Source organism: Brevibacillus agri (genome assembly GCF_004117055.1).
GTDB classification, from domain to species: domain Bacteria; phylum Bacillota; class Bacilli; order Brevibacillales; family Brevibacillaceae; genus Brevibacillus; species Brevibacillus agri.
The window spans coordinates 335,001-361,986 of record NZ_CP026363.1 but is presented as its reverse complement, the minus strand read 5'-3'; the positions used below and the strand labels follow the sequence as shown (position 1 = coordinate 361,986).

Sequence of the window (26,986 nt, the reverse complement as noted above, 5' to 3'; positions counted from 1 at the left end):
AAGTCGCGCGGCGTCTGCTAGGGGAGAGGATGGCATGACCAATGTAAAAGGGTTGTGGGCATTCATCGGGGCGCTTGTTTTGTTGCTGCTTGCCGTGACCTGGGCCTGGTACCAGTCGTCAGGCAAGCTGCAGCCTGCGGCCATCGTGGGGGATGTGACCATTAGCGAAGCCGAGTACGTGTCAGCGCTCAAGCAAAAATTCGGGAAGCAGGTGCTCGACGACCTGGTGAATCGCGAGGTAGTTTTCCAGGAGGCAAAACGGCTGGGAATCAGCGCGGATCCGAATCAGGTCGAGCGGGAGCTGGCGCAGATTCGGGACAGCTACGGCAGCCGGACAGACAGCGAGTTTCAACAGGCGCTGCAAAAGCAGGCTGGAACGACTGTCGATGCCTTGAAGCGGGAGATTACCTATCAAATTTTGCTGCAAACGTTGGCCACCAAAGATATCTCCATCAGTGACGACGAAGTGTTGAAAGTGTACGAAAGCAGGGCAGAGCGCTATACGCGGCCGATGCAGCTACGCCTGTGGCAAATTGCGGTCGCATCGCAAAAAGAGGCGGAGCAGGTTCAGGCCGAACTCAAGCAGGGCGCCAACTTCCAGACGCTCGCCAAGGAACGCTCCATCGACAGCAGAACAGCGGCGATTGGCGGCGATTTGGGCTGGGTATCGTTGCGCGACCACCAGTTGCCTGACGAAGCGTGGAACGCGATAGAAAAGCTCAAGGCAAAAGAAAACAGCGAGCCGGTCAAGGTCGACGACAACTACGTGATCTATCACCTGGAGCAAAGCAGGGAGGCTACACAGCGGTCGTTCGAAGAGGTAAAAGAGGAATTGCGCCGGGAAATTGCTTTTGCGCAGGTAGAATCTCTCGATACTGTCCTGGAACGGTTGCGCAAATCGGTAGGGGTTCAGATTTCTGGGCAAATGCCTCATTGACCAATTGGGCAACCGTTGATATAATTATGACAATAAATCCTAGCGATTTACTCGGTTATCAAAAAATAAGGGGGCAGGACATATGCGCGTGGCGAATTCCATTACTGATTTGATTGGATTTACTCCGCTTGTGAAGCTGAATCGTGTTGTCACCGAAGATATTGCAGACATTTACTTGAAGCTTGAGTTTTTCAACCCGGGCAGCAGCGTGAAGGACCGTATCGCGCTGGCGATGATCGAGGCGGCCGAAGCAGACGGCAGCCTGAAGCCGGGATATACCATTATTGAACCGACGAGCGGAAATACAGGGATCGGACTTGCGATGGTGGCTGCGGCAAAAGGCTACCGCGCTATCCTGGTTATGCCGGAGACGATGAGTATCGAGCGTCGCAACCTGCTTCGCGCGTACGGGGCTGAACTGGTTCTCACCCCAGGAGCGGAAGGCATGGGCGGGGCTATTCGCAAAGCCGAAGAGCTTGCGAAGGAAGACAGCACCTACTTCATCCCGCAACAATTCAAAAACAAGGCCAACCCTGCCATCCACCGCGATACGACAGCGCGCGAACTGCTGGAGCAAGCAAAAGAAATCGGCGGCGTGGACGCCTTTATTTCCGGAATCGGAACAGGCGGAACGATCACAGGTGTCGGGCAGGTGCTGCGCGAGCACTATCCGAACGTGCACATCGTAGCAGTCGAGCCGGCAGCTTCCCCGGTTTTGTCCGGCGGCAAGCCAGGTCCGCATAAAATCCAGGGGATCGGAGCGGGCTTTGTTCCGGAAATTCTCGATACGCAAATTTACGATGAAATCATCAAGGTAGAGAACGAGGAAGCTTTTGAAACAGCGCGCCGCGTTGCCCGTCAGGAAGGCATTCTGGGCGGCATTTCCTCCGGGGCGGCGATCCATGCTGCGCTGCAGGTGGCAGCGAAGCTCGGCAAAGGCAAAAAAGTCATCGCCATCATCCCGTCCAACGGTGAACGCTACCTGTCCACTCCTCTGTACCAATTCGAGGATTGATTGGCAGCAAAATACGAGAGGCCACGTCATGCTATTTGAACTGTGACCTATAAGATGGAGGTCTCCCAATACACACTAATTGCTCATAACAGCAAAAAGGGGCCGTCCGAAAAGTGGCTTTTCAGCCCGATGACTTAAAAAAGCAAAACCCAAGAATGCCGTAAAATCAGCATTCTTGGGTTTTTCGTTTCGGCTCTTTTTACTCCGAGATGGACTTTCGGGACAGCCCCTTCTTTACATAATGATCTAATCTTGTCTCATTTTGGGGGAACTTTTTAATTCGTTGTTACATTAAGTTGAAGTAAAGCAGAAGCTTCTCCGGATTTATCCATTGTTACTTTATAATCAAACTGACCACTACCAATTTCCTTATTTACCGGGATCATTGTCATGTTGTGTTTTACATCTGTTCGGAGGTTGTCATTACCAAAATCGTAATTATAATATGCGGCCCAAGCAGTTTGTGTAATTTTTGAGTTGTCCGAGTTGTATGTATATTTAGGGAACGATTGGCCATTTTTATACCAGTGTGTATCAAACTCGGATGGATTCGCTGCCCATGTATTGAAGGTACTGCTTGTGCATTCCAACAGACCGTCAATATCTTCACTCCAGGACATCGAAATTTTTGATGCAGCGGTTTCGATTCGAACTGGATCTTCCGTGGAGGCTCTCAGCCATCCTTTGTAGTAACTTTTAGCAGCGAGAAGTTTGTTTTCAATAGAATCCCCTTTTTCATAAGAGAGTTCCGCTTCAAATTCTTCTTTCTCTTCTTTACTTAGCTCGTAATCTAATGGTTTGGTAATGTATGTTCCATTTTCTGTATCAATTTGAATTTGATAAGCCTCAATTATCCCGTCTGCTGTCGCTCTGCCTTCAATAGTGACTTGACCTTCCCCATCTCCAGTTTCACGATACTCTACTTTTTTTAAAATGACTTCACTTCCTGGTTCAGCTTTCAATTTCATGACTTTGTTCTCTTTACCAAGAACAGTAAATGCGCTTAAAAAAGAAAGTGACAAGACTACTGGAACTACTATCCACTTTTTTGACATTTGATTCTCTCTCCCTATTAACTTTTTTTTACATTATAGTAATATATTATCATAGGCATCCCGGAAAACGAAGAGGCATTTCCAATATTTTCAAAGAAGGTGAGCAACGTGAAATCTAGTTCTATGTTTTTTTTATCGCTGATATGTGGTTTTCTTGCTTCTGTAGGAACAATTATTCTTTGGTACATTTTGCTTTACAACAAACCAACTGTTTCCGTATTTACTGCACTTTGTTTGTTACTTCCAGCGATATTTGGTTTAATTACCTCGTTCCTTAAACAACCTCTTATTATTATTTCTTTTGTGATCTCCTTACCTTTAAGTCTTTACTTTTTGATGAATGGAGACATGTTTACTTTATTTTTTATTACCTCAATCTTGTATTTCATATCTGCTGCTTTTAAATGGAAAATATCACAGGTTAATTGGAACTAATTGGGAAATGGGGACTGTCTGTGATTTGTTGTTGTCCTTCTTTAAAAGGTATGAGCAAAAAAGTAACGACATATGCTTATGGGATGGGGTAAACCTAAAGAATCCAGTACCTTAAAACGGGTGCTGGATTTTTCCTTTTCAAGGACGAGATTCTTAACCATGCTCTTTACATTTGAGGCCACGTCATGCCATTTTGGCGGCGTGGTCTTTTCTTTTTGCCTAGCGCGACTATATAATGAACGGATAAATAGTGAAAAAACCGGAGCGTGAAGCGAAATTGATGTTCCCTACCTTTGCAGAATGCCAGACGTACGCTTTGACATATCCATTGGTTCCGCTTGCTCTTCGCGGCAAATGGTCTTCTGAAATCGACCCGTGGCAGGTGCTGACCACACTGCAGCCTTCCGTGCAGGATGCCGTCTTGCTGGAAAGCGGCCGAGTGGGAAGGTACACTTTTTTGGCGTACCAGCCTGTAGCTACGTTGCGCAGTCAGCGGGGCGAAACGATCGTGGTCTATCCCGATCAGCAGGTAGAAAATATGGAGGCGGAGCAACCGCTTGATGCATTGCGCAAGCTGCTTGCCCGCTACCGTACGCCTGTCGTTCCAGATATGCCTGATTTTTCCGGCGGAGCAGTAGGCTATCTCAGCTATGATATGAACCGCTTTTTTGAGCCGACCCTTCCCCAGATCGCGACGGACGACTTACAGTTGCCAGACCTGTATGTTATGATAATGCAAGACCTTGTTGTCTTCGATCATCAGACGCGGGAGATCGTATGTCTGACTCATTTGTCTGCAAAAGAGTTGAGCGAAGAGACTTATCGACAAGCCGCAAAGCGACTGGAAAAACGGTTGGCGTCACTGGAAAAGCTCGTCGCCGAAGTCGATACGGTGGACTGGGACGCGCTGCGCAAAAGACCGTTGGTGCAAATGACGCCAGCGTCTGTGTCGTTCGCAAAAGACCAGTTCGAAGACGCCGTGCGCCGGGTGCAGGAGTATATTGGCCAGGGTGACGTGTTTCAGGTGAATCTGTCCGTGCGGCAGAGCAAACCGATCCAGGTGACTGCGCCCGATGTGTACAAGGTGCTGCGCAAGCTGAATCCGTCCCCGTATATGGGCTATCTCAGCTTTCCGGAATTTCAGTTGGTCAGCGCTTCCCCGGAGCTGCTGGTCAAAGTAAAAGGCGGCGAGGTTCACACGCGTCCCATCGCAGGCACTCGTCCGCGCGGGCAAACCGACGAACAGGACGAAGCATTGGCCCGCGAGCTGATCGACAATGAAAAGGAACGCGCAGAGCACGTCATGCTGGTGGACCTGGAGCGCAACGATTTGGGGCGCGTCTGCCGCTTTGGCAGCGTGGAGGTCAGCGAGTTCATGGTCGTGGAGAAATACTCCCACGTCATGCATATCGTCTCGCACGTAAAAGGAGAGCTGGCAGAGGGCAAAGATGCTTTCGACGCCGTGGCCGCAACTTTCCCTGGCGGTACGATTACAGGAGCGCCAAAAGTGCGGACGATGGAAATCATCGAGGAGCTGGAGCCAGTCAAGCGCGGCGTGTACACGGGATCAATCGGCTGGTTTGGCTTTAACGGAGATGTCGAGGTCAACATCGCGATCCGGACGATGGTCGTCAAGAACGGGATGGCTCACGTGCAGGCAGGGGCAGGCATCGTGATTGACTCTGTCCCGGAGGCAGAGTACGCCGAGTCGCTGAAAAAGGCAGAGGCGTTATGGAAGGCCCTAGAGATTAGCGAGCAGAGAACGATGAGTTGAGAGGAGATGAGTGTAAGATGATTTTGATGATTGACAACTACGATTCCTTTACGTACAACCTGGTGCAGTATGTCGGTGAGCTGGGCGAGGAGCTGCAAGTGTACCGCAACGACAAAATTACGCTGGCAGAAATCGAGCGGCTGGCACCTGATTACTTGATGGTGTCGCCTGGTCCTTGCACGCCGAACGAAGCGGGGATCAGCATGGAGGCCATTTCTCATTTTGCCGGAAAAATCCCGATTTTGGGCGTGTGCCTGGGACACCAGTCGATCGGCCAAGTGTTTGGCGCAAAAGTCATTCGCGCCGAGCGATTGATGCACGGAAAAACGTCTCCGGTCTTTCACGATGGCAAAACGATTTTCCGGGATATTCCTTCCCCTTTTACAGCGGCACGCTATCACTCCTTGATCGTGGAGGAAGCCTCCATCCCGCGTGAGCTGGAGATTACGGCCCGGACGGCCGAAGGGGAAATCATGGCGATTCGCCATCGCGAGTATCCGATTGAAGGTGTGCAGTTCCACCCTGAATCAATCATTACGGAGCACGGCAAGCAGCTTTTGCAAAATTTCCTCACCACCTATGCGCGCCATACGACAGGATAACGTTAGATAGAGGACAAAAACCGCCTTTTTTCGGGCGGTTTTTTATTTGTATAAGACAGATTGTAATATCAAGTGCGACACCTAGATAAAAAAACGGCCCATGATTGATTCGTGTAAAATGAAGTCACCACAACACCATTTACACAGGAGAATCAATCATGAGTTATACACATCTTAGCATAACAGAGCGTAGTGAGCTAGCACTCCTTCATCGTTTGGGTTGGTCTGCCCGCGCCATTGCCAGAGAACTCAAACGGCATCATGCTACCATTGCCCGTGAGTTAAAACGGGGTTGTAAGGCAGGGGAATATCAGGCAGAAGCCGCGCAAGAGGTTTACGAGAAACGTCGCGAACGGTCTGTTCCCAGAGGCAAGTGGACTCCTGAACGTGAGCATTATATTGCCAGTAAGCTGGCGCAGACCTGGTCTCCCGAGCAGATTGCCGGACGGATGAGTCAGGAATGCCCCGAACAGAAAGTGTCGTTTAAAACGATGTATCGCTGGCTGTATCAGGGCTTTTTGGTTAAAGGAGATACCACCGTTCTGCGCCACAAAGGGAAACGCCGGAGACCAATCGAAACACGTGGTCGTTTCAACGTAGGAAAGTCCATTCGGCAGCGACCCAAGGAAGTACGAAAGCGTGAGAGCTTTGGTCATTGGGAACTGGATACGGTTGTTTCCAGCCGTGGAAAAAGTAAGGCGTGTGTCGCGACGTTCGCTGAGCGCAAGACACGCTTTTACCTTGCCGTAAAGATGCCTGATCGTACCTCGGCTTCCATGGAAAAGGCCTTTGGTTTCGTTGCTGAATCGTTACCGAAAGGATCGTTTCAAACAGCTACCGTTGACCGTGGCAAAGAGTTTGCCTGTTACGAACGGCTGGAGTCAGCACATGGCGTAAACATTTACTTTGCCGATCCCTACTCTTCCTGGCAAAGGGGCACGAACGAGAACGCAAATGGCCTTCTGCGAGAATTTTTTCCCAAAGGCAAGGATTTTGCCGAAGTCTCCGAGGAGGAACTGATTCAGGCCTTGGAGCTCATTAACAATCGGCCAAGAAAATGTCTGGGTTGGAAGACCGCTTACGAATCATTCATGGAAGCTCTGTCGCACTTGTCTTGACAATTCGTCTTATATAAAAAGAGAACTAAGTGAAAATACCACTAGCGTTGCATTAATCTTTTCATACCATTCAAAATCATCATAACTTTCAGCGTTCAAGTGTTCTCAGGCATAAAAAAATCCTTTACACTGGAAAGGTCAGGTAGTTCCTGTCCAAATCCAACGCAAAGGATAGACCATGGACAAGAATACCCTATTTTCTTCATTTGGTAAATACATTTCACCCATTAATATTGTGAAATTTCAACAACGGATAGACGAAACGGATCAGGACAAGTACGTGAAAAAGTTAACGACCAAAGCATATCTACTCCTGTTTTTGCATGCTCAACTTCAGCAACGAGAAGGACTCCGAGCCATTGCAGATGATGTTTTATCAAAGAAATTCCAGCGAGAGTTAGGACTGTCGTCGATTAGTCCCGCTCAGCTTAGTCGCAAAAACAATCGAGTAGATCCAGCTTTGCTTGAAGAAATATTTGTTGACCTTGTAGGGCAAATTCAGAGACACTCGGGCAACACGTATTCCCTTCGAAAAGACATGAAAATCATTGATTCTACAACGATTGGGCTGTGTTTGCAGAAGTACAAATGGGCAACTTTCCGTAAAACCAAGGCTGGCATCAAACTTCATCTTCGTCTCGTCTTTGCCGACCAGGGGGATGTGTATCCTGAAAAAATAACCATCACGGGTGCCAAGTCCAATGACCGCACTCAAATGGAATCGTTGATTGATGAGATCGGTATGATGTACGTCTTTGATCGAGGGTATGTGGATTATGAAAAATTTGATGAATACACGGACAAAGGCATCTTTTTCGCTTCTCGTCTAAAAGATAACGCCGAAATCCGTCATCTTTATGAATTCAAAATCCCCTTGGAAAGCTCCGTTTTATCGGATTCCATGATCCTTCTTGGAACGCCTCAAAAGCGGGTAGATAACGTGCTGCGACTCATTGAAACGCTTGATTCGAAGGGAAATCTCATTCGAATCATTACGAATCGGTTCGACCTGGAAGCAGAAGAACTCAGCGACATCTATCGTTGGCGTTGGCAAATTGAGCTGTTTTTCAAGTGGATAAAGCAGCATGTAAAGATCAAGAACTTCTATGGAACGAGTGAAAATGCGGTACGAAACCAAGTATTACTCGCACTCATTGCCTACTGCCTGTTGCTCCTTGTCAAACTGGAACAAAACAGTCAGCACAGCTTGTTGCAGATCAGGAGATGGCTAAAAGTGTTTCTTTGGCAAACGTTCGAACAATGGATAGGTAGAATGAATTACCAGTCCAAACGAACATCCAGAGGGCGACAGAAAAGGAATTAGGTATTGGTTGCTGTTATCACGATTGTAATAAATGTATAAAACTACCAAATGGACAGTGGCTACCTTTTGCTTGGTTGCTGCCGTTTTTGGTTGTGTAGCTGAAAATGTCATTCAGAATACTTTGACAAATTACGAACGCATTTTTTATGCAACGCTAGTGTGAAAATACAATTGTTTTATTTATGCTTTCTGAAAATTTTTATAGTAGTTATATCTGTATGTGTGAGATGGGAGCTACTTGGATAAAGTCGGCGAGGAATTTCCCGATTTTAATTCCTCCCCTTACATATGATAAAATGAAGGGCGTCATTTCTTCTCAGACCCAATCGTTAGTTATTAATAATTCAAGGGAACTGGATGGTTTTATTACACAACTTTTTAAAGAACTCAATTTATCAGTTAATCTGGAAATCTGGAATCGCAAAAAAGAGAAGTTTTTGGAAAGCATAAATCAACTATTGAATAAGACTTCCATAAATGAACCATTAACTTCAACGAATGAGAATGAACAGAAGAGCAATAATTTGCAGTCTCGTACTTACCTAGAATTAGTAAAGAAGAATAATACGTATTTACAAATATTAAATAAAGATAAAGGACTTGACTGGCTTAATGGGGCATTGAGAAAGATGCCTTCAAAAATAAATTTTATGACAAATTATCCGACGAGATTTGAGTCAATGCCTACTCATGGGGATACATTTTTTATTGCTATTTACAATGATAACAACGACCTCGTTTCTAGATTATATGGAATAGTTGAAGGATGTACTTCACGCAAGCCAATTTCTGAAATTATTTATGAAGCAGATAGTGGTAAAGTTGACTATGGTTTTAGTTCTCTTGCGGAATTTGAATCCTACATAAAGAAACAGAAACATCAGAGTGATGAAGTTTTTTGTGTAACCTTGAGGGACATTAAATACAATGATTTTATTATAGTGGAAGGTCTAAGTAAATTCAGTGAGTTGAAGTATAGTTTGCATATTCTAAATCAGGGGCTTGATACCATAATTGTTAATAATTTAATTGTATTTGATGATTTTGATAAATTGTTGTATCATAGGTCGAAAACAGAGCAAGTTACCATGCGGAAAATGGATCTGTTTTGATGTAAACTTATGCCACCTCCCCAAACAATCTAGCCCATCACGCGGCGACGAATTGTTGATTTGCCGAGTCATGATTTCGACACGCCGAGTACCTTTCCATGAAAATCAGGGCACCCTCTATGGGTGCCCTATAATTTTCGCCGTTATGACCGTTAAGGTTAAGCGTATTCAAGTAACGGCAACGGTCTTGGTCTGGAAGTCGTTGCAGATTTTCAAAATTCGGTGAACCGTATCATAAGTGAGGGATAATTTTCTATATAAATTGATGGGACCAAGCATGCTAAATAATCAAGAGTCTTTTGAAAAAGATTCTGAAACAAGTAACATATTTGAGGAATTTCAGGATAACATGAAAACAGCTAAGATGACTGAACAGCTTACCATAGTAATTAATTAGTATCAGGTTAAAGGAGCATCCCCCTGTAACACGCCTTTTAAGCCCCAAAATTAGATTTGAGTCATACCCCCTTATCTTGTTAAGCTGATATCAGAAGAACAGAGGGGGATATTTTTATGCAACGGAGACGCTATTCCATCGAGTTCAAACAACAACTGATCCAGGAAGCCCACGAAGTCGGAAATGCTAGCCAAGTAGCCAGACGGCATGGGATCGACCTGAAGATGCTGTATCGATGGATACGTGATTCCAAACACGCCGATTGGCAGAATGGACTGTCAACACCAAACTAGACAAATTCCTTAAGTGCCTCCTGTTTGTAAACAAGTGGACTTAAATAGCCCAATGTTGAGTGAATCCTTGTTTCGTTAAACCATTTCACATATGCTCCTAATTCTTGCTTCAACTGGGGAAGTGATTCAAACCGTCGATTCTTAACAAACTCCGTTTTAATCAGTTTGAAAGTTGCCTCTGCTACAGCATTATCATATGGGCAGCCTTTTATGCTTAAAGAGCGCTTGATGTTGAATGTACGGATGACATCACCAATCGTACGATTGGTGAACTCACTGCCACGATCTGTGTGGAAAAGCTGAATTTGACGCAAGTCTCCTTTTACGCTTGCAAAAGCTCGATAGACAAGCGCGGCGTCTTTACTGGATCCACAGCTATACCCAATAATCTCCCGGTTGAATAAGTCCACAAGTAGACAGATATAGTGCCATTTGTTTGCGACTCGAACATACGTTAAATCGCTCACAACCGCTTCTAGTGGTTGATCTTTTGTAAACTCGCGGTTTAGTTCATTCTGAATGGCCGAATCGTTACAAGGAGACTTATGCGGCTTATACTGTGCAATCGTATACGCCGATACAAGGCCGTTCTTCTTCATCAAACGTCCAATACGTCGTCTGGAAACAGTCTTTCCTTCTTTTTGCAGAATTGCTTTGATCTTTCTTGTTCCATAGACGCGCTGATTCTCTTCGAAAATACGAATGATCGCCTGTTCCACCTCATCTTCACTAGATGAATGCTGACTATTTTCGTAATAGTAAGTACTCCGATTCACCTGGAGAATGGTACACATGGCAGACACAGAGTACTTATGTGCATTTTGCCGGATCACTGTTATTTTCGTCCGAAGATCAGCGCTGCTTGCTTTAAAATATCGTTTTCCATTTTTAATCGCTGAATTTCTTTGCGTAGCGCAAGGAATTCATTCTGTTCTTCCGTTCGGTTGTCTTTTTCTTTGAAAGAACCTGTCGTTCTGCTTTGTTTGACCCAACGGTCAAACGCAGATGCACTCAGATCGTATTCTTTCAAAATATCTGCACGCGTTTTTGGACTGTCAACACCAAACTAGACGGATTTCTTAAGTGCCTTCTGTTTGTAAACGAGTGGACTCAGATACCCCAATGTCGAGTGAATTCTTGTTTCGTTAAACCACTTGACGTATTTTTCTAATTCTAGCTTCAACTGTGTCAACGACTCAAACTGCCGATTCTTTACGAACTCTGCTTTGATTAGCTTAAAGGTAGCTTCAGCAACTGCATTGTCATAGGGACAGCCTTTCATGCTCAGGGAACGTTTGATTTCGAACGTGTGGATGACTTCATCAATCGTCTGATTTTTAAATTCACTACCACGATCCGTATGAAAGAGCTGGATCTGACGCAAGTCTCCCTTTACGCTTGCAAAAGCCTGGTAAACGAGAGCAGCATCTTTGTATTTTCCACAGCTATAGCCAATGATCTCCCGGTTAAACAAGTCTACGAGCAAGCAAATATAGTGCCATTTGTTTGTCACTCGAACATAAGTCAAGTCACTCACAACGGCCTCCAACGGTTCGTTTTTCGTAAACTCCCGATTCAATTCATTCTGTATAGGTGAATCATTACAGGATGACTTATGCGGTTTATACTGAGCAACCGTATACACCGATACAAGACCGTTTTTCTTCATCAAACGTCCAATGCGCCGTTTGGAAACAGTCCTTCCTTCTTTTTGCAGGGTTGCCTTGATCTTTCTTGCTCCATAAACGCGCTGATTCTCTTTAAAAATACGGATGATCGCCTGTTCCACCTCATCATCGCTAGATGACTGCTGGTTACTTTCGTAGTAGTAGGTACTCCGATTCACCTGGAGGATGGTACACATGGCAGACACAGAGTACTTATGTGCATTTTGCCGGATCACTGTTATTTTCGTCTGAAGATCAGCGCTGCTTGCTTTAAAATATCGTTCTCCATTTTCAATCGTTGAATTTCCTTACGTAGCGCAAGGAGTTCATTCTGTTCCTCTGTCCGGTTGTCCTTTTCTTTGAAAGAACCTGTTGTTCTACTCTGTTTGACCCAACGGTCAAACGCAGATGCACTCAGATCATATTCTCTCAAAATATCTGCCCGCGGTTTCCCATTCTCGTAAAGTTGAACCATCTGCTGCTTGAACTCGTCTGTAAATGACCGACGCTCACGTTTCTGCATGACATTCTCTCCGTTCCTTGTCGATTTGATTTCAATCTACTAGACCTTAAGAGAATTGTCCAATTCAGTGTAGCCGATCCAATTTCAAGTCCCGATCCCAACGGCCTTGCTTAAGATGGATATGCCCGAAGAACTTTCGCGAGAATTTTAGAACTGGACAAATTAGTACTATTACTAACAAGATAGGTTTTTTTGTCGGAAGATTGCCATTTACAATACTACTTTTTGAACTATTTAATCTGTACAAAGACAAAGAAAGGAGCAAACCTTCATTGCAATACTTTAAATGGGCAAAACAGCGCAGGACTTATTGATTTATAAAGTGCCTACTGAACTATTGTTCAGGGTAATTTGTAATAAGACTGAATTAAAATACTGGTAATTAGTAACCATTTTTTGTTTGATGTGTATACAAAAAGTGGAAATACGTGATATAGTTACCATATAATTCAAATAATTAACATATAGTACCTTGTAAACGATGATTAAATGACAAAGAGCAAAAAAGGTGGTGGGTAAGATTACCAGAGGGCGAATTGTAGTTATATGTTTAGCTGTTGCTTTAATCAGTTCTGAGTATTTTTTGTATAAATATTCAAACTGGAGATATGCATACACCGAACCGCTGAATAAAAGGTATAGCGATTTTCTTCCAAAGTCTATCCCACCTGGAAATGAATCACAGTATGATATTACGCTAAAAATGGATCCAGATGGAATGTTTAATGTCCATTCATCAATATCGATTAAAAATACTTCCGCAGATCCCTGGAATGAGTTAGTTCTTTACTTTATTCCAAATATGTTCACTGAAAATAACAATCCCAAATTACATGAGCCTTCAAAGATCAGTATTGACAGGATAAGTATAGATGGGAATGAGGCAAGATTCACTCTTGATAAGGATAAGTTAACTGTCCCTTTGAATAAAGAATTAGTACCTAACCGAGTGGTGGTAGCTGAGGTGTCGTATCAATTCACCCTTCCAGAGGGGGGATTAAGATTTACTAAAAGTAATGGTAATTACTATTTGGCTCAGTGGTATCCAATGATTGCTACATATAGAGATGGATGGAATAAAAGGGACTTTAGATTAAAAGGGGAAACTTATCACACTGCTTTCAGTAATTTTAAAATCAAATACGATATTCCAAAGAATTTTACTATAGTAACTACAAGTGAAGAAGATTTGTACCCATCTAAATCACAAGGACATATTGAAGCAAATAATGCTAAAGAGTTTTTCATTGCTATATTAGGTGATCATCAGGTTGTTGAAAAGAAACTTGGCAATATTAACATTAGAGTTTTTAGTGTTGATAAAAATAAAAATCTAAACGATATAATTGAAATTGCTTATGCATCATTAGAATACTTTCAGAAGACAATTGGTCCTTACCCTTATAAGCAATTGGATATTGTATTAGACGAATCAGGTATGGAGTATCCAGGGATTGTAACGGCCAATTCTATTAATGGAAGTTCGTCAATTGGTACCGATGCATTGAGACGAATGGTTGTTCACGAAATTGCTCACCAATGGTTTTATGGAATAATTAGCAATGATCCATTCACTGATGCTTGGTTAGATGAAGGAATAACCGAGCTTGCCGCCGGTATGTTTTATTCTGATTATTTTGATGAAGACATCGCGTTTGAAGAAGAGCAATATGTTCATCTCCCTCTTCCAGTAAATCTTCCACTAGACAAATACTCAAAAAATCAAAGTTCCTATATTTACGGTAAGTCAACGGCGATGCTGTGGAAGGTATTTGAACAAAATGGCGGAAAAACCACGGTCGAGGATTTTCTGAAAACTTATTTTAATACTTACCAATATAAGGAGGTAGACACAAAAGAATTCATAAGATTTCTTAAATATTACCTGAATATTACTGATAATAGTTTATTCAGTGGTTGGTTGGTATTAGATGATAAGGAATAAGTTTAACATATTATTTAGGGCTTGCTGAACAATGCATAAACGCGAGGAATCGTGAAATAATCAAAGAAAACTGCGGAAAATCTGGATTTATAATTTGACCAAGTGCAAGGTTTTTGCAGGAATTCTTTGAAAAACCTTGCACCAGTAAGAATTTCGTTCAATCAAGAGGCACACGAAACGTTCAAAATGGATCGGAAAAACAGTATTTTATACTACTGATATGCCATTCAGACTCTGACTTTGCTGTTTTGGAACCAAATCTGCATATTATTCATGATTTCTTGTATATTTCTCATTCGTTCAGCAAGCCCTATTTATCTCTAAAACTAGGTGTGAGGTGATTAAGGTGCTCTATTATATCATTCAATTCTTTGTGAGCGTAATCTTTGTTATATCAGCAGCAGTCAAAGTCATTTCGTTTGAATCGTTTAGCCAGACCGTTTTGAAGATTGGTATTAGTGCTTATTTAACAAGGTTTGTCTCAGTGGTTGTAATACTTCTCGAATTTTTAGGTGCTTTCTTAATCTTATTTGAATCAACAAGAATGATTGGTGGAATTGTACTACAATTCTTGCTCTGTTCTTTCGCCTTGGTAGCTATAAGAATGATCAGGATCGGACAAAAGGTAAGTTGTAATTGTTTTGGCAGCTTAACCCAGGACCGCTTAGATTACAGATTAACACTTAGAATTTTCTTTCTAAGTTTATTGAATATGACAGTGTTGCTTTACGAAGGGCAACTAGGTATTAATCTGCTCAGTTTATCGGAAAATATAAATCTAATGTTTTTGTCACTTGGTATATTTGGATGTTATATATTGCTAAAAGTGTTCACAGAAACATTTTTGAGATTCGAGAGGGGGAAGAAGATTTGATGGAACAATTACTCCAAATTTCACTAACTACATTATGGATCATAGTGATCTTACTAATTCTAATACTTATCAGATTTTTTAAAATGATAGGTAATACACAGAAGAAGAGGTCCCTTTCTGGAAGTGAACTAGGACTAGCATATGGAACAAAGTTTCCCGTTGAAATATTAAGATCCATTGAAGATAAAGAGTTTTCGGTGAGTAATCCAGAAGGGGACGGTACTTTACTAATTGTTACATCATACAGTTGTTCACCTTGTAGGTCGGTCTATCCCATTCAAAATACAATTGTTTCTAGTTATCCGAGACTGAAAGTTATAAATATTATGATTTCTAATAGTGGGCAAGCTTGGGAAATCAGCGACAAGTTTGGACTTGATAGTTCTAAAATTAGTTTAATTACTATGGAGCAACTACATACAATAGGTATCTCGACTTTTCCGTACTCTTACCTTTTAACATCGGATGGGACAATAATTTCTAAAGGTGTAACCAATTTTAAAGAACATTTTGATCTACTAATTGCAAATCAAAAAACAGCTTAAAAAAGTTCAACGAAAGGAGGTGAATAAGGTGGACGAATTCTTGGAGAGAGCTGGATTTGTAGAGCCAATGGGAGCAGATTGTGATTACACAACATGTGGTTCTACATGTGGTTCTGGTGGCATTTACCGTGTTGTATATTGCTATGGTATGGGAAAGTTACAAGGATCATGGTGCGACACAGAAGGGTATTATTGCTAGGTAGCTGTAATTGACTGAAAAAATGAATGGAGGTTAACAAAATGGACGAATTCTTGGAGAGAGCTGGATTTGTAGAACCAATGGGAGCAGATTGTGATTACACGACATGTGGCTCTACATGTGGTTCTGGTGGCATCTACCGTGTTGTTTATTGCTATGGCATGGGGAAATTGCAAGGGTCTTGGTGCGACACAGAAGGGTATTATTGCTAGAAACACAGTTGAAAAATAGTTTCATTAAAAAAGATCAGGGACCCCTGATCTTTTTTTAAGATTGTTTTAATAAGGAGAGTCGTATGAGGCATAAATATTTTCGAAAAACCGTTAGACTTGTATGGAAAGTATGTGGAATAAGAGTATTACTTGCCTGCGGTATTAACATTATTGACGGTCTGTTACCATTAACCTCCATTATTCTCTTGCAAAGTATTGTAAATGAATTAACAAGCATTCTTTCAAATCCGAATTATGATTTTGACTCAATTTTAGTTTTGTTGATAATTCAGTTCATTTTATTAGTAGTTACTTCAATGATAGGAAGCATAGATTCAATAAATTCAGCAAATATGGAGGCTAAATTAGATTATTACGTTGGCCTTCTTGTAATACAAAAGTCAATCAGTCTACCTCTAGCATACTTTGAAGATGCAGAGTTCTACCATCATTTAGATAGAATAACTAAAGGTGGTTACGGAAATAAATTGTTATCACCTATAAAAACGATGTTAGGAATTATAAAATCTTCAATAACAATGATTTCACTATTTAGCTTTTTGTGGATGATTCATTGGAGTTTAGGGATATTAAGTATCTTATCCGCCTTTCCAACTTTAATAATCCAAACAAAGTTTGGTCGTGAGAGGTTTCAGTTAATTCGTTTTCAAACTCCTGCAGCGAGAGAAGCTAATTATACTAGTGCCCTTCTCACAAATAGACAAAGTGCCAAGGAAATAAGAATTTTTAACCTAGGGGAATTTTTCAAAGAAAGATGGAAGAAACGATTCCTATTAAATAGTAGAAACATGTTGAAATTAAATAAGAAACAAGATATAGCAAGAATATTGTTAGATTCAATAACAGCCCTTCTATTCGGGATCTGCGCATATATAGTGGTTTCATTGTTAAAGGTTGGGAAAATGACTATTGGAGAATTTATATCTACAGCTCAAGGGATTCATAGTGCACAAGCAAGCATCAATGGGATATCAACTAATCTAGCGAAAATATATGAAATCAACTTATATTTGATCGATTTATTTGAATATCTAGAGTACAATGACGAGCAAAAGTTTACGAAAGAAACGAGGAATTTGTTTCCGTCTTATTTACAAAAAGGTATTTTCATTAAAAACTTATCATTTAAGTATCCTAAAAGTAATCAACTTGTATTAAATGGGATAACAATTCATATCAGGCCAGGCGAAAAAGTAGCAATTGTGGGGGATAACGGTTCAGGAAAGAGTACATTAGTAAAATGTCTAATGGGACTGTATCAGGTAGAAAAAGGAAGTGTTTTTTACGATGATATTGATATAGTTAATATTGACAACTGTGATTTGCATAAGAATATGACAGCAATTTTCCAAGACTTCATGAAATATGCATTTACGGTTATGGATAATATTTCCTTTGGGGATATCCATAATACTCATGATTTTGAACTAGTTAAGCGTATTGGTATTCAGACTGGGGTTGATGATTTTGTGAAAAAAATGCCAAAAGACTATGATACTTTACTTGGAAAGATATTAGGTGAAGGTGAAGAATTATCTGGTGGCCAATGGCAGAAAATTGCTATTGCTCGATCATTATTCAGAGATTCTAAAATACTTATTCTTGATGAGCCCACATCCTCTTTGGATCCATTAAAAGAACTCGAAGTTTATGAACAATTTAATTCTATGACTAATGGAAAAACTGTAATATTCATTTCGCATAGAATGGCTGCTGCGAGAATGGCAGATAAGATAATTGTCCTTAAAAATGGAAAGGTTGCTGAGTGCGGAACCCATGATGATTTAATGTTTTTAAAGAGTGAATATTACCAAATGTATAGTGTACAAGCAAAGTGGTACTCGTGAAACACTATCTATATAAAAAAGAACCAATGAATTCACAACCGATGGTCGTAGCCCCGTCAAGTAGACAGTAAAAAAAGAGGAATCACCTAAGCGGCGATCGCTTCTCGATATTCAACCGGGGAGAGGTCGCCGAGTTTTTTCTGGAAGCGTTCATTGTTATAGTAGTCGATATATTCAGCAACACATTTACGTGCCGCAGCTTCACTATCTGGCTTCGCCAGGTAAAGCTTTTCCGTTTTCAGATGGGAAAAGAACGACTCGATACATGCGTTGTCAAAGCAATTCCCGCGTCTTGAATGGCTTCCCATAAGTTCTTTCTCCTCGAGTAGATCCCTGTACGATTTGGTTGTGTATTGAAATCCTTGGTCGGAATGGAGAATAGCGTTTTTGGCGTTCAGTTGCTTTACGGTGTCCAATACGAGTTGGAGATCGTTACGCGCGGATAGCTCCCATGCTACGACTTCCTTGTTACAAAGGTCTAAAATAACCGACAAATAGACAAAATCATGACCAATTCGAATATAGGTAATGTCAGTCACAAATTTCTTCAAAATGGTTTCTGCTGTAAATTCACGGTTGAGGACATTCGGAAAGACTACGGATGGTTTGCGACCTGCAAATGGCCGTTTCTTGCGGATAACTGAACGAATTCCCAGCTCACGCATCAGCCTACGCACCTTTTTGTGGTTAACCAAAACCCCTTCTTTGTGTAAAGCCGTACGCATACGTTTGTAGCCGAAATAAGGTCGCAGTCGATGAATAGCAAGGATGTGCTCTTTTACATTCGTATCCTGCTCGATACGGGTTTTACGAGATTCCCGGGCAGCTTTCCACTTGTAATAACCCGACCGCGATACTTCGGCAATCTTGCACAGCATGATGATGGGATACTTGTGATTCATTTTTTCGATGGTCCTAAACCGGGCTTGCTGATCCAACTTCCCTCCCCATGCAGATTCGGATTGAGCTTTTTTAGGTATTCGACCTGCGCTTTCAAATAGGCGTTTTCCTCTTCAAGGCTACTGAAGTGTTTCTTATTCCAACGCCCACGATAATCCTCAAACGATTCTCCGCTCTGGTGCTTACGTACCCAACTGATGATCTGTGCATCACTTTTAATTCCCAGCTTTTCTCTTATCTCCTGATAGCTCCACTGCTCTTCCAAACGCAAGCGAACAGCCTCTTTCTTCGTATCCTCGCTATAACGAGTAAAGACCTGTCCCTTCTTTGGTGGCATGAAAAATCCCCTCCGGTCAACAGTAATGAGTCCATGATATCATGTACTCTTTTTTTACTGTCTACCTTGAGGGGATAATACCATCTGTGGGTTATGAATAGAGCTTTTATTAAGAATTAACAAGTTTGTTGACATGTTTTTATTCCCCCAAAACTCTTTCTTTTTCTACATATTTTGTGCATTTGTGCTGTCAATTTGATTATCAACCGATATCAGCCTGTTGTAAATAGTCCGATTATTCTATACATTCCCCTATATCATTTTGTGCATTTTCTCTTCTTAAATCAAAATGAAAATATCATTAATAACCAACAAAAATAAGGCCTTTTTAGTGTTTTTAATGTACAAGTATGAAGTTTCACGATATGTGCATTAAGTAGTAGTCTAGGCGTTTGACAGCGCAGGCAACCTGTGGGTCGTGACCGATATTTCTTCTTCCTCCATGAACAGCGGTATCTACAAGTCGTTTGGCAACAACGGGGTATTTTTCATTCCGACCTCGGGCAACAACCAGGGACAAGCCGCACAGTTCGCCTCTGCTCCCGTAGGCGCGGAAATGACAGGACCGTGGTTTACGCCTGACGAAAAAACGCTGTTCTTGTCGGTACAGCATCCGGGCGAAAACCTCAAGGACTACAGCCAGCCAACCAGTCATTGGCCAAAGGGCGGAAATGCAGTAGCTTTGCCGAGCGTGATTGCCATTACGGGTTTCTAGGACAAGGAGTGTAGTGCACCATGCTATCGAGCATCGGGATTCCCGGATTGATCTTGATTTTGATTATCGCGCTGGTCATTTTCGGACCGAGCAAGCTGCCGGAGATCGGCCGTGCTTTTGGCCGGACGCTGACAGAGTTCAAGTCAGCTACCAAAGACTTGACCAAGGACGACGACGAGGCAAAAGACAAAGCCGTGGAAGAAACGGCCAAACGAATCAACTAATCCGGCTTTGAGGCTTTGTGGAAAAGGCGGTGCGTGCAAGAGGCGCACTGCCTTTTTGCAGCACAGCGCGTAAGGGGGAGTGCGTGTGAACCAAGAGATGCCTGTTCTTGAGCATGTGACTGACTTGCGGCGCAGGCTACTGATTGTGGCAGCGACGCTCGTCGTCAGCATGATCGTCTGCTTTTTGTTTGTCGATCACATATATTTGGCATTGTCGAATCATTCGGGCGAAAAACTGGCGATTCTCGGTCCCAGTGACATTTTGTCGATTTATGTAAAGCTGTCTGCAATCGGGGCGGTGGCGATCACGATTCCTGTCGCTGCTTACCAGGCGTGGCGCTTTGTAGTCCCGGCGCTGGAGGAGCGGGAGCGAAAAGTGGCGCTCATGTATATCCCCGCCCTGTTTCTGCTGTTTTTGTTCGGCTTGTCTTTCGCTTACTTCGTCTTGTTTCCGCTGATGTACCAATTTGTGCTGGGGTTGTCCAACGGGAATTTTGAACTGGTGATTACGGCCAATGACTACTTCACCTTCATGCTCAATCTTTGTTTGCCGTTCGGGCTTTTGTTTGAATTGCCGGTGGTGGTTCTTTTTCTCAGCCATCTGGGCATACTGAATCCGCAGCGGCTGGCGAAAATGCGCAAGCCCGCCTACCTGGTGCTGGCGATCATTTCGATTACGATTACGCCGCCTGATTTTTTGTCCGATATTATGGTGATCGTGCCGCTGATCGTGCTGTACGAAATCTCCATTACCATCTCGCGCGTCATACATGGAAAACGCACTCGGGAAACTGCGCTTTCGCCGGAAAATATGGTATGATGCTCTCGACTATGTTATCGGGAGAGGGCAAAGATGCACGTTTATGTAAACGGGACGATCTGTCCGGCACATGAGGCGAGCGTATCGGTTTTGGATCACGGTTTTTTGTACGGCATCGGGCTGTTTGAGACGATGCGTGTTTACGACCGCAAACTGTTTTTATGGGACGACCATTTCGCCCGGCTCAGCTCCGGGCTTTTGGCGTTGCAGATTCAGCCCATATGGTCAAAAGCGGAGCTGGCGGACGCGATCCTGCAAACGATCGACGCCAATGGGCTGCGGGATGCGTATGTGCGCCTCAGCGTCACCGCCGGGCCGGAAGGAGTAGGCTTGGTGACAGGCGGCTACGAGCGCCCGTCGTTGTTCGTATTTGCCAAGCCGGTCGCCCCGCTTGCAGTCCCGCCTCAACCAAAGCGGTTGCAGACGTTGGCGCTGGCGAGGCAGACTGCGGAGGGGCACCAGCGTTTCAAATCGCACAACTACCTCAACAATGCGCTGGCTCGCCAGGAGCTGGGTGCGCGCACGGATACGGAAGGGCTGTTTTTGACGCACGACGGCTTTCTCGCGGAAGGCATCGTCAGCAATCTGTTCTGGGTCAAGAACGGGCATCTGTTCACGCCTTCGTTGGATACGGGCATTCTTGACGGGGTGACCCGCCGCCATGTTTTGCGATTGGCCGAGCAGTTGGCGATCCCGACAACGGAAGGACGGTATCGGCTGGAAGAGTTGCTTGCGGCGGATGAAGTTTTCACCACCAACTCCGTGCAGGAAATCGTCCCGGTGGCAGAAGTAGACGGACAGCTAGTCGCATCGACCTACGGAAAATACACACGCGAACTGCACTTGGCCTATCGTCAGTCTGTAGCGACCGGAATGTAAATTATGGTATGCTACTAATCAATATGCGAAGACGGAAAAAGGGAGTAGGTCCATGAAGTACAATCCATTTCGAATCCATGCGGCAACCGTTGACGAGATGCTGGCGGAGCTTGCCCATCGAGGGATTTTTGGCGATCAGGCCGAGCGGTTGGCCGAGTGGAGAGCGGGTCTGATGATCCACGTGGAAAACATGAGTGAAGCTGTCGCGGAAAAGGTGCGGCTGGACATGCTTTCCGCCGGGGCCGAGGCCGTTGTGTCCGGGCAGCCGGGCGCAACTGACAAAAAGCGGCTGCTTTTGCTTGCGGGACCAAAGCAGTTGGAGCAGGCGCTGTCGCAACTGGAAAAACGGGATGAGGAGCTTGCAGCCGTGGCGGCAGAGGTACGGGAGGCTTTGGCGATGCCTGCGCGGCTGCGGGCCAGACGGGAGCTGAATTGCGGCCGTTACACCCTTCCGCTTGGCGAACGGACGCTGGTAATGGGCATCCTCAATGTGACGCCCGATTCCTTTTCGGACGGAGGGCGCTTCGTGGACCTTGACCACGCTTTGGCGCAGGCGCGCGCGATGGTCGAAGCGGGAGCGGACATCATTGACATCGGGGGCGAGTCTACGCGTCCGGGAGCGGAGCCGGTCGGGGAGGCAGAGGAGCTGGACAGGGTGCTGCCAGTGATTCGCCGTTTGTCCGCCGAGCTTTCTGTCCCTTTGTCCATCGACACGTACAAAGCCGCTGTAGCGGAGCGGGCGCTTGATGCCGGGGCGCATATCATCAATGACGTTTGGGGAGCAAAGCGCGATCCGCGCATGGCGGAGGTGGCTGCGCGGCGCGGGGTGCCGATCATTTTGATGCACAACCGTACAGACACGGACTACCGGGACTTTTACTCCGATTTTGTCAGAGATTTGCGCGAGTCTGTGCAAATTGCCCTGCAAGCGGGTGTGCGCGAGGAACAGATTATTCTCGATCCGGGGATCGGCTTTGTCAAAACGGTCGAGCAAAATCTCGAAACGATGCGCAGACTCGACGATTTCGTCGCCCTCGGGTACCCGGTTTTGCTCGCGACTTCGCGCAAACGGATGATTGGCCACGTCCTCGACCTTCCAGTGGACGATCGGGTGGAAGGGACAGCCGCGACAGTTGCGCTCGGCGTCGCCAAAGGCTGCCACATGGTACGGGTGCACGATGTCAAAGAGATGAAGCGGGTTACGAAGATGATGGACGCGATGCTGAAGGGGGGCATTTGACGTTGGATAAAATTTACTTCAACGGCATGTCGTTTTACGGCTACCATGGCGTGTTTGGAGCAGAGGCGGAGCTGGGTCAACGCTTTTACGTCGATCTGGAGCTTTCTGCCGATTTGTCGCAGGCAGGCGCAAGCGATGAGCTTCAACATACGATCAATTACGCCGATATTTTTATTTGTGTGCAAAAAATTGTCGAGGGCGAACGGTTCAACCTGGTTGAAAAGCTGACGGCCGTCATTGCCGAGCGGCTTTTGACGCAATTTCCTCTGCAAGAGGTCAAAGTCAAGGTGACCAAGCCGAACCCGCCGATCAACGGGCATTATGAATCTGTCGCCATTGAGATGACGCGCAAAAGAGAGGATTTTGCTTCATGAGTGTAATTGCGTATCTGGGGCTTGGCTCGAACCAGGGCGACCGGGCAGAAAAGCTGCGCCAGGCGATCCGGAAGCTTGCTGCGCACAGAGGGATTCGCGTGCTGCGTACATCGTCTGTGTACGAGACTGAGCCGTTCGGCTACGTCGAGCAAGAGGCGTTTTTGAATATGGCCGTAGCGGTAGAGACAGAGCTTTCCCCGGAGCAGCTTCTGGAGACCGCCTTGTCGGTGGAGCGGGAGCTGGGACGCATTCGAACCATCCGCTGGGGACCGCGTACAATAGACATTGATCTTCTCTTGTACGGTACATCCTCTGTGTCGCTGGAGCATCTTGTCATCCCGCATCCGGGTCTTAGCCAGCGTGCTTTTGTGCTTGTTCCGTTGCGCGATATTTGGGAGGGCGGGGTTTTGCCCGGCCACGACCAGACTATTGACCATTATCTTTCCTTATTGGTAGAAGATCACAAGGGGGTACGAGAGTGGGGAGCAATCAACTGGGAAATCGGATCAGATCCTTCCGGAAGCTAAAAGGGTATACACAACAATCGCTTTCGGAAAAGCTGGGAGTATCATTGTCGTTTGTCGGATCGCTTGAGCGGGGAACCCGTACGCCGACAGAGCCGGTACTGCGCAAGATCGCCAGCACTTTACAGGTCGACTATGAAGAATTATGTGCTATAAATAAATGATAGGTCGTTTGGATGAGTCTCTCCTCTCCAAGAACCCGTGGATCGGGAATAAGGAGGTCGAAATAGATGAAAATCGGTAACATCGAATTGAAAAACAACGTCGTTCTCGCCCCGATGGCAGGTGTGTGCAACCCTGCTTTTCGTTTGATTGCCAAGGAGTTCGGGACTGGCCTGGTATGCGCCGAGATGGTCAGCGACAAAGGAATCGTCCACGGCAACAAAAAGACCATCGACATGTTGTACGTCGACGAGCGCGAGAAACCGCTCAGCCTGCAGATTTTTGGCGGCGACAAGGAAACATTGGTGGAAGCGGCGAAGTATGTAGACCAACATACGAACGCAGACATTATCGACATCAATATGGGGTGTCCCGTTCCGAAAATTACGAGCTGTGACGCAGGTGCCCGCCTGCTGCTTGATCCGAATAAAATTTACGAGGTCGTCTCTGCTGTAGTCGATGCCGTGGAGAAGCCGGTTACGGTGAAAATGCGTCTGGGCTGGGACGAAGAGCACCTGTACGTGGTGGAAAATGCCAAGGCTGTTGAGCGCGCAGGCGGCAAGGCCATCGCCGTCCATGGCCGCACGCGTGTGCAAATGTACAAGGGCCATGCGGACTGGAGCTGGATCGGGCGCGTGAAGGAAGCCGTTTCGATTCCGGTCATCGGCAACGGCGATGTCGCGACACCTGAGGATGCAAGACGCATGCTCGACACGACCGGCTGCGATGGCGTCATGATCGGACGCGCCGCACTCGGCAATCCGTGGATGCTGTATCGGACCATCCAGTACTTGACGACAGGAGAGCTTGTGCCCGAGCCTTCCGTACGCGAAAAAATCGACATCTGTCTCTTGCACGCCGAGCGTCTGATTGCGCTGAAAGGTCCGCGCGTAGGCGTGCTGGAAATGCGCAAGCACGCCGCATGGTATTTGAAAGGGCTGCGAGGCTCTACCCATACGAAAAACTTGGTGAATGCCGTGGAGACAGAAGAAGAGCTGCGTCGGGTTTTGACGGACTATGTCGAGTGGGTTGAGAACTATGCAGGCGACCTGGAAGAGCCGCAGGAATCAGCGCGCGACGAGGCAGTCAGCTACTAAAATGGTTGTTTGTTCCAGACATTGACAAGGGTTCCTTCATATCCTATAATACTCCGTAATATTGGGAGCCAAGCTGCCAGTCCACTCTGGCAGCTTTACCTTTGAACCCTCACAGTTATTGTGTTCTGCTGTATATTGTATAGAACAACTACATATAATCCTTTGTACTTTACCCAGTGCAAATGGAATCATTTTTTAAAACGGGGGAATTGAACCATGTCTGAAAAAGAAGTTTTCCTGACACCAGAAGGTTTAACAAAACTGGAGCAAGAGCTTGAAGATTTGAAAACGGTTAAACGCAAGGAAGTTGCAGCAAGGATTAAAGAAGCGATCAGCTTTGGAGATATCAGTGAGAACTCTGAGTACGAAGAAGCAAAGAATGAGCAGGCGTTCATCGAAGGCCGCATTCTGACGCTGGAAAAAATGTTGCGCAAAGCCACCATCATCACCAATGAAGATGTGGACACAGGCGTAGTCAGCGTAGGATCGAGAGTGAAGCTGAAAGACCTGGAGTATGGTGATATTGTCGATTACACCATCGTAGGCTCTGCCGAATCCGATCCGATGAACAACAAGATTTCCAACGAGTCTCCTGTAGGCCAAGCGCTTTTGGGCAAGAGCAAGGGCGCGATCGTCGACGTGAACGTACCTGCAGGCGTCATTCAGTACGAGATTCTCGATATTAACCTGTAAGCAGTTCATCCATGGCGTACCTTTTACGAGGTACGCCGTATCACTATTTGACCGCGCTGTACAATATTGTTAAATCAGGTATTTTTTAGAGGAGTGAGCAAAAATGGCAAACGAGCAAGACCTGCAGCAAGAAGAGCAGCAACAGGAAGGACTGCACGAGCTTCTGCAAGTGCGTCACGACAAAATGAATCAAATTCGCGAGTGGGGCTTTGATCCGTTCGGGAAAAAGTTCGAGCAAACCCACCACGCTGCTGATATTGTGAAAGCATTTGGCGACAAGACCAAAGAAGAGCTGGAAGCAGAAGAGCATGTTGTTACGATCGCAGGCCGCCTGATGGCAAAACGCGCGATGGGCAAAGCGAGCTTCGCCCAGCTTTTGGACCGTTCCGGCCAAATTCAAATCTACGTGCGCCAGGACACTATTGGCGAAGAGGCGCACAAAGTGTTTGAGATCAGCGATATCGGCGACCTGATCGGCATTCGCGGTGTTGTTTTCAAAACAAAAACAGGCGAGCTCAGTGTCAAAGCAAAAGAGTTTACCTACCTCTCCAAGTCGCTGCGCCCACTCCCTGAGAAATACCACGGTTTGAAAGACATCGAAACGCGCTACCGCAAGCGCTACGTGGACTTGATCGTGAATCCCGAGGTGCGCGATACGTTTATTACGCGCAGCCGCATTTTGACCTCGATGCGCCGTTATTTGGACAACCTTGGCTATCTGGAAGTGGAGACACCGACTCTCCACGCAATTGCCGGCGGTGCTTCTGCGCGTCCGTTCGTTACGCACCACAATGCGTTGGACATGCAGTTGTACATGCGTATTGCGATCGAGCTGCACTTGAAACGCCTGATTGTCGGCGGACTGGAAAAGGTGTATGAAATCGGTCGCGTTTACCGGAACGAAGGAATTTCTACACGCCACAACCCTGAGTTCACGATGATTGAATTGTACGAGGCGTATGCCGACTACCAGGACATCATGACTCTGACAGAAGAGATGATCGCCCATATCGCACAGGAAGTATTGGGCACCACGAAGATCGAATACCAAGGCAATGAGATTGATCTGACACCAAAATGGCGCCGTGTGCACATGGTTGATCTGATTAAGGAAAACCTCGGCGTA

25 protein-coding genes and 2 pseudogenes (1 of these 27 running past the window's edge) are annotated in these 26,986 nt (G+C 45.2%); 23 read left to right on the top strand and 4 right to left on the bottom strand.

Features of this window, described 5'->3' with window-relative positions:
* Positions 1-34 precede the first annotated feature (34 nt).
* Together BA6348_RS01885 and cysK are read left to right on the top strand one after the other, a co-directional pair.
* Positions 35-937, top strand: coding sequence for a peptidyl-prolyl cis-trans isomerase (locus BA6348_RS01885; protein ID WP_025843821.1), 903 nt, complete (start codon positions 35-37; stop codon positions 935-937).
* A gap of 82 nt (positions 938-1,019) precedes the next feature.
* Positions 1,020-1,952: a cysteine synthase A gene (gene cysK, locus BA6348_RS01880; RefSeq protein WP_005833690.1), complete on the top strand. Its 933-nt coding sequence runs from the start codon at positions 1,020-1,022 to the stop codon at positions 1,950-1,952.
* Between the two features lie 275 nt (positions 1,953-2,227).
* On the opposite strand, the gene BA6348_RS01875 is transcribed toward cysK, so the two are convergent.
* Positions 2,228-3,007 carry a hypothetical protein gene (locus BA6348_RS01875; protein ID WP_122953313.1) on the bottom strand — a complete coding sequence of 260 codons (780 nt, stop codon included), beginning with the start codon at positions 3,005-3,007 and terminating at the stop codon, positions 2,228-2,230.
* A gap of 715 nt (positions 3,008-3,722) precedes the next feature.
* On the opposite strand from BA6348_RS01875, the gene trpE reads away from it, so the two are divergent.
* From trpE to BA6348_RS27925, 6 genes are all read left to right on the top strand, one after another.
* A complete protein-coding gene (gene trpE, locus BA6348_RS01865) occupies positions 3,723-5,216 on the top strand; it encodes an anthranilate synthase component I (protein WP_122953315.1) in 1,494 nt (497 codons plus the stop codon).
* Positions 5,217-5,233: 17 nt separating this feature from the next.
* Positions 5,234-5,818 carry an aminodeoxychorismate/anthranilate synthase component II gene (pabA, locus tag BA6348_RS01860; RefSeq protein ID WP_005833684.1) on the top strand — a complete coding sequence of 195 codons (585 nt, stop codon included), beginning with the start codon at positions 5,234-5,236 and terminating at the stop codon, positions 5,816-5,818.
* A gap of 158 nt (positions 5,819-5,976) precedes the next feature.
* A complete protein-coding gene (locus BA6348_RS01855) occupies positions 5,977-6,936 on the top strand; it encodes an IS30 family transposase (RefSeq protein ID WP_129552156.1) in 960 nt (319 codons plus the stop codon).
* Between the two features lie 178 nt (positions 6,937-7,114).
* On the top strand, positions 7,115-8,260 hold the full coding sequence (locus BA6348_RS01850; protein WP_005837477.1) for an IS4 family transposase: 1,146 nt from the start codon (positions 7,115-7,117) through the stop codon (positions 8,258-8,260).
* Between the two features lie 218 nt (positions 8,261-8,478).
* Positions 8,479-9,372 carry a hypothetical protein gene (locus tag BA6348_RS01845; protein ID WP_122953499.1) on the top strand — a complete coding sequence of 298 codons (894 nt, stop codon included), beginning with the start codon at positions 8,479-8,481 and terminating at the stop codon, positions 9,370-9,372.
* A gap of 513 nt (positions 9,373-9,885) precedes the next feature.
* The gene (locus BA6348_RS27925) at positions 9,886-10,062 is read left to right on the top strand and encodes a transposase (RefSeq protein ID WP_129552154.1); all 177 of its coding nucleotides are present in this window, start codon (positions 9,886-9,888) and stop codon (positions 10,060-10,062) included.
* Here the strand turns inward: BA6348_RS27925 and BA6348_RS01835 are convergent.
* Positions 10,059-11,116: pseudogene (locus BA6348_RS01835) on the bottom strand (IS3 family transposase); the annotation flags it as partial. The gene BA6348_RS27925 and the pseudogene BA6348_RS01835 sit on opposite strands and share 4 nt — an antisense overlap.
* A 12-nt stretch (positions 11,117-11,128) precedes the next feature.
* A protein-coding gene (locus BA6348_RS01825; RefSeq protein WP_129552153.1) for an IS3 family transposase occupies positions 11,129-12,252 on the bottom strand; the annotation gives its coding sequence in 2 pieces (ribosomal slippage) (positions 11,129-12,003 and positions 12,003-12,252; 1,125 coding nt in all).
* Positions 12,253-12,763: 511 nt separating this feature from the next.
* Here BA6348_RS01825 and BA6348_RS01820 point away from each other — a divergent pair.
* From BA6348_RS01820 to BA6348_RS01805, 4 genes are all read left to right on the top strand, one after another.
* Positions 12,764-14,197 (top strand): M1 family metallopeptidase, encoded by a 1,434-nt coding sequence (locus BA6348_RS01820; protein ID WP_129552152.1) that lies wholly within the window; start codon positions 12,764-12,766, stop codon positions 14,195-14,197.
* A gap of 337 nt (positions 14,198-14,534) precedes the next feature.
* Complete coding sequence (locus tag BA6348_RS27920) at positions 14,535-15,071, top strand: MauE/DoxX family redox-associated membrane protein (RefSeq protein WP_005837194.1); 537 nt, start codon at positions 14,535-14,537, stop codon at positions 15,069-15,071.
* On the top strand, positions 15,068-15,616 hold the full coding sequence (locus BA6348_RS01810; protein WP_207212833.1) for a TlpA family protein disulfide reductase: 549 nt from the start codon (positions 15,068-15,070) through the stop codon (positions 15,614-15,616). The genes BA6348_RS27920 and BA6348_RS01810 overlap by 4 nt, the downstream gene beginning before the upstream one ends.
* 494 nt (positions 15,617-16,110) lie before the next feature.
* Positions 16,111-17,895 (top strand): ABC transporter ATP-binding protein, encoded by a 1,785-nt coding sequence (locus BA6348_RS01805; protein ID WP_122953210.1) that lies wholly within the window; start codon positions 16,111-16,113, stop codon positions 17,893-17,895.
* An 86-nt stretch (positions 17,896-17,981) separates the two neighbouring features.
* Here the strand turns inward: BA6348_RS01805 and BA6348_RS01800 are convergent.
* Positions 17,982-19,132, bottom strand: a protein-coding gene (locus tag BA6348_RS01800; RefSeq protein ID WP_085974924.1) for an IS3 family transposase whose coding sequence is annotated in 2 segments (ribosomal slippage) — positions 17,982-18,871 and positions 18,871-19,132 — 1,152 coding nt in all. Because the reading frame shifts where the segments join, the coding sequence is not laid out codon by codon here.
* A 388-nt stretch (positions 19,133-19,520) separates the two neighbouring features.
* Here BA6348_RS01800 and BA6348_RS01795 point away from each other — a divergent pair.
* From BA6348_RS01795 to lysS, 11 genes and pseudogenes are all read left to right on the top strand, one after another.
* Positions 19,521-19,847: pseudogene (locus tag BA6348_RS01795) on the top strand (alkaline phosphatase PhoX); the annotation flags it as partial.
* A gap of 20 nt (positions 19,848-19,867) precedes the next feature.
* Positions 19,868-20,071: a twin-arginine translocase TatA/TatE family subunit gene (gene tatA, locus BA6348_RS01790; RefSeq protein WP_025843823.1), complete on the top strand. Its 204-nt coding sequence runs from the start codon at positions 19,868-19,870 to the stop codon at positions 20,069-20,071.
* Positions 20,072-20,156: 85 nt separating this feature from the next.
* A complete protein-coding gene (gene tatC / locus BA6348_RS01785; RefSeq protein ID WP_026558526.1) occupies positions 20,157-20,891 on the top strand; it encodes a twin-arginine translocase subunit TatC in 735 nt (244 codons plus the stop codon).
* A gap of 33 nt (positions 20,892-20,924) precedes the next feature.
* On the top strand, positions 20,925-21,770 hold the full coding sequence (pabC, locus tag BA6348_RS01780) for an aminodeoxychorismate lyase (RefSeq protein ID WP_007787239.1): 846 nt from the start codon (positions 20,925-20,927) through the stop codon (positions 21,768-21,770).
* Positions 21,771-21,822: 52 nt separating this feature from the next.
* On the top strand, positions 21,823-23,010 hold the full coding sequence (gene folP, locus BA6348_RS01775) for a dihydropteroate synthase (protein ID WP_174768837.1): 1,188 nt from the start codon (positions 21,823-21,825) through the stop codon (positions 23,008-23,010).
* A gap of 2 nt (positions 23,011-23,012) precedes the next feature.
* Complete coding sequence (folB, locus tag BA6348_RS01770; RefSeq protein ID WP_005836206.1) at positions 23,013-23,384, top strand: dihydroneopterin aldolase; 372 nt, start codon at positions 23,013-23,015, stop codon at positions 23,382-23,384.
* Positions 23,381-23,911, top strand: coding sequence for a 2-amino-4-hydroxy-6-hydroxymethyldihydropteridine diphosphokinase (folK, locus tag BA6348_RS01765; protein WP_005836204.1), 531 nt, complete (start codon positions 23,381-23,383; stop codon positions 23,909-23,911). Before folB ends, folK begins: the two co-directional genes overlap by 4 nt.
* Entirely contained in the window at positions 23,863-24,072 is a 210-nt protein-coding gene (locus BA6348_RS01760; protein ID WP_005836203.1) for a helix-turn-helix domain-containing protein, read from the top strand. The genes folK and BA6348_RS01760 overlap by 49 nt, the downstream gene beginning before the upstream one ends.
* 66 nt (positions 24,073-24,138) lie before the next feature.
* The gene (gene dusB / locus BA6348_RS01755; RefSeq protein ID WP_005836201.1) at positions 24,139-25,167 is read left to right on the top strand and encodes a tRNA dihydrouridine synthase DusB; all 1,029 of its coding nucleotides are present in this window, start codon (positions 24,139-24,141) and stop codon (positions 25,165-25,167) included.
* Between the two features lie 216 nt (positions 25,168-25,383).
* Positions 25,384-25,860, top strand: a complete 477-nt coding sequence (gene greA / locus BA6348_RS01750; RefSeq protein WP_005836199.1) for a transcription elongation factor GreA — start codon at positions 25,384-25,386, stop codon at positions 25,858-25,860.
* A 103-nt stretch (positions 25,861-25,963) separates the two neighbouring features.
* Positions 25,964-26,986: the 5' portion of a lysine--tRNA ligase gene (gene lysS / locus BA6348_RS01745; RefSeq protein ID WP_005836197.1), read on the top strand. Its footprint extends 498 nt past the window's final position; 1,023 of the gene's 1,521 nt are visible here — the first part of the coding sequence; it begins with the start codon at positions 25,964-25,966; its stop codon lies beyond the right edge, outside the window.

Coding starts and splice junctions, on each gene's coding strand:
- BA6348_RS01885 (WP_025843821.1), top strand. CDS start 35: ATGACCAATGTAAAAGGGTTGTGGGCATTCATCGGGGCGCTTGTTTTG.
- cysK (WP_005833690.1), top strand. CDS start 1,020: ATGCGCGTGGCGAATTCCATTACTGATTTGATTGGATTTACTCCGCTT.
- BA6348_RS01875 (WP_122953313.1), bottom strand. CDS start 3,007: ATGTCAAAAAAGTGGATAGTAGTTCCAGTAGTCTTGTCACTTTCTTTT.
- trpE (WP_122953315.1), top strand. CDS start 3,723: ATGTTCCCTACCTTTGCAGAATGCCAGACGTACGCTTTGACATATCCA.
- pabA (WP_005833684.1), top strand. CDS start 5,234: ATGATTTTGATGATTGACAACTACGATTCCTTTACGTACAACCTGGTG.
- BA6348_RS01855 (WP_129552156.1), top strand. CDS start 5,977: ATGAGTTATACACATCTTAGCATAACAGAGCGTAGTGAGCTAGCACTC.
- BA6348_RS01850 (WP_005837477.1), top strand. CDS start 7,115: ATGGACAAGAATACCCTATTTTCTTCATTTGGTAAATACATTTCACCC.
- BA6348_RS01845 (WP_122953499.1), top strand. CDS start 8,479: ATGTGTGAGATGGGAGCTACTTGGATAAAGTCGGCGAGGAATTTCCCG.
- BA6348_RS27925 (WP_129552154.1), top strand. CDS start 9,886: ATGCAACGGAGACGCTATTCCATCGAGTTCAAACAACAACTGATCCAG.
- BA6348_RS01805 (WP_122953210.1), top strand. CDS start 16,111: ATGAGGCATAAATATTTTCGAAAAACCGTTAGACTTGTATGGAAAGTA.
- tatA (WP_025843823.1), top strand. CDS start 19,868: ATGCTATCGAGCATCGGGATTCCCGGATTGATCTTGATTTTGATTATC.
- pabC (WP_007787239.1), top strand. CDS start 20,925: ATGCACGTTTATGTAAACGGGACGATCTGTCCGGCACATGAGGCGAGC.
- folP (WP_174768837.1), top strand. CDS start 21,823: ATGAAGTACAATCCATTTCGAATCCATGCGGCAACCGTTGACGAGATG.
- folK (WP_005836204.1), top strand. CDS start 23,381: ATGAGTGTAATTGCGTATCTGGGGCTTGGCTCGAACCAGGGCGACCGG.
- dusB (WP_005836201.1), top strand. CDS start 24,139: ATGAAAATCGGTAACATCGAATTGAAAAACAACGTCGTTCTCGCCCCG.
- greA (WP_005836199.1), top strand. CDS start 25,384: ATGTCTGAAAAAGAAGTTTTCCTGACACCAGAAGGTTTAACAAAACTG.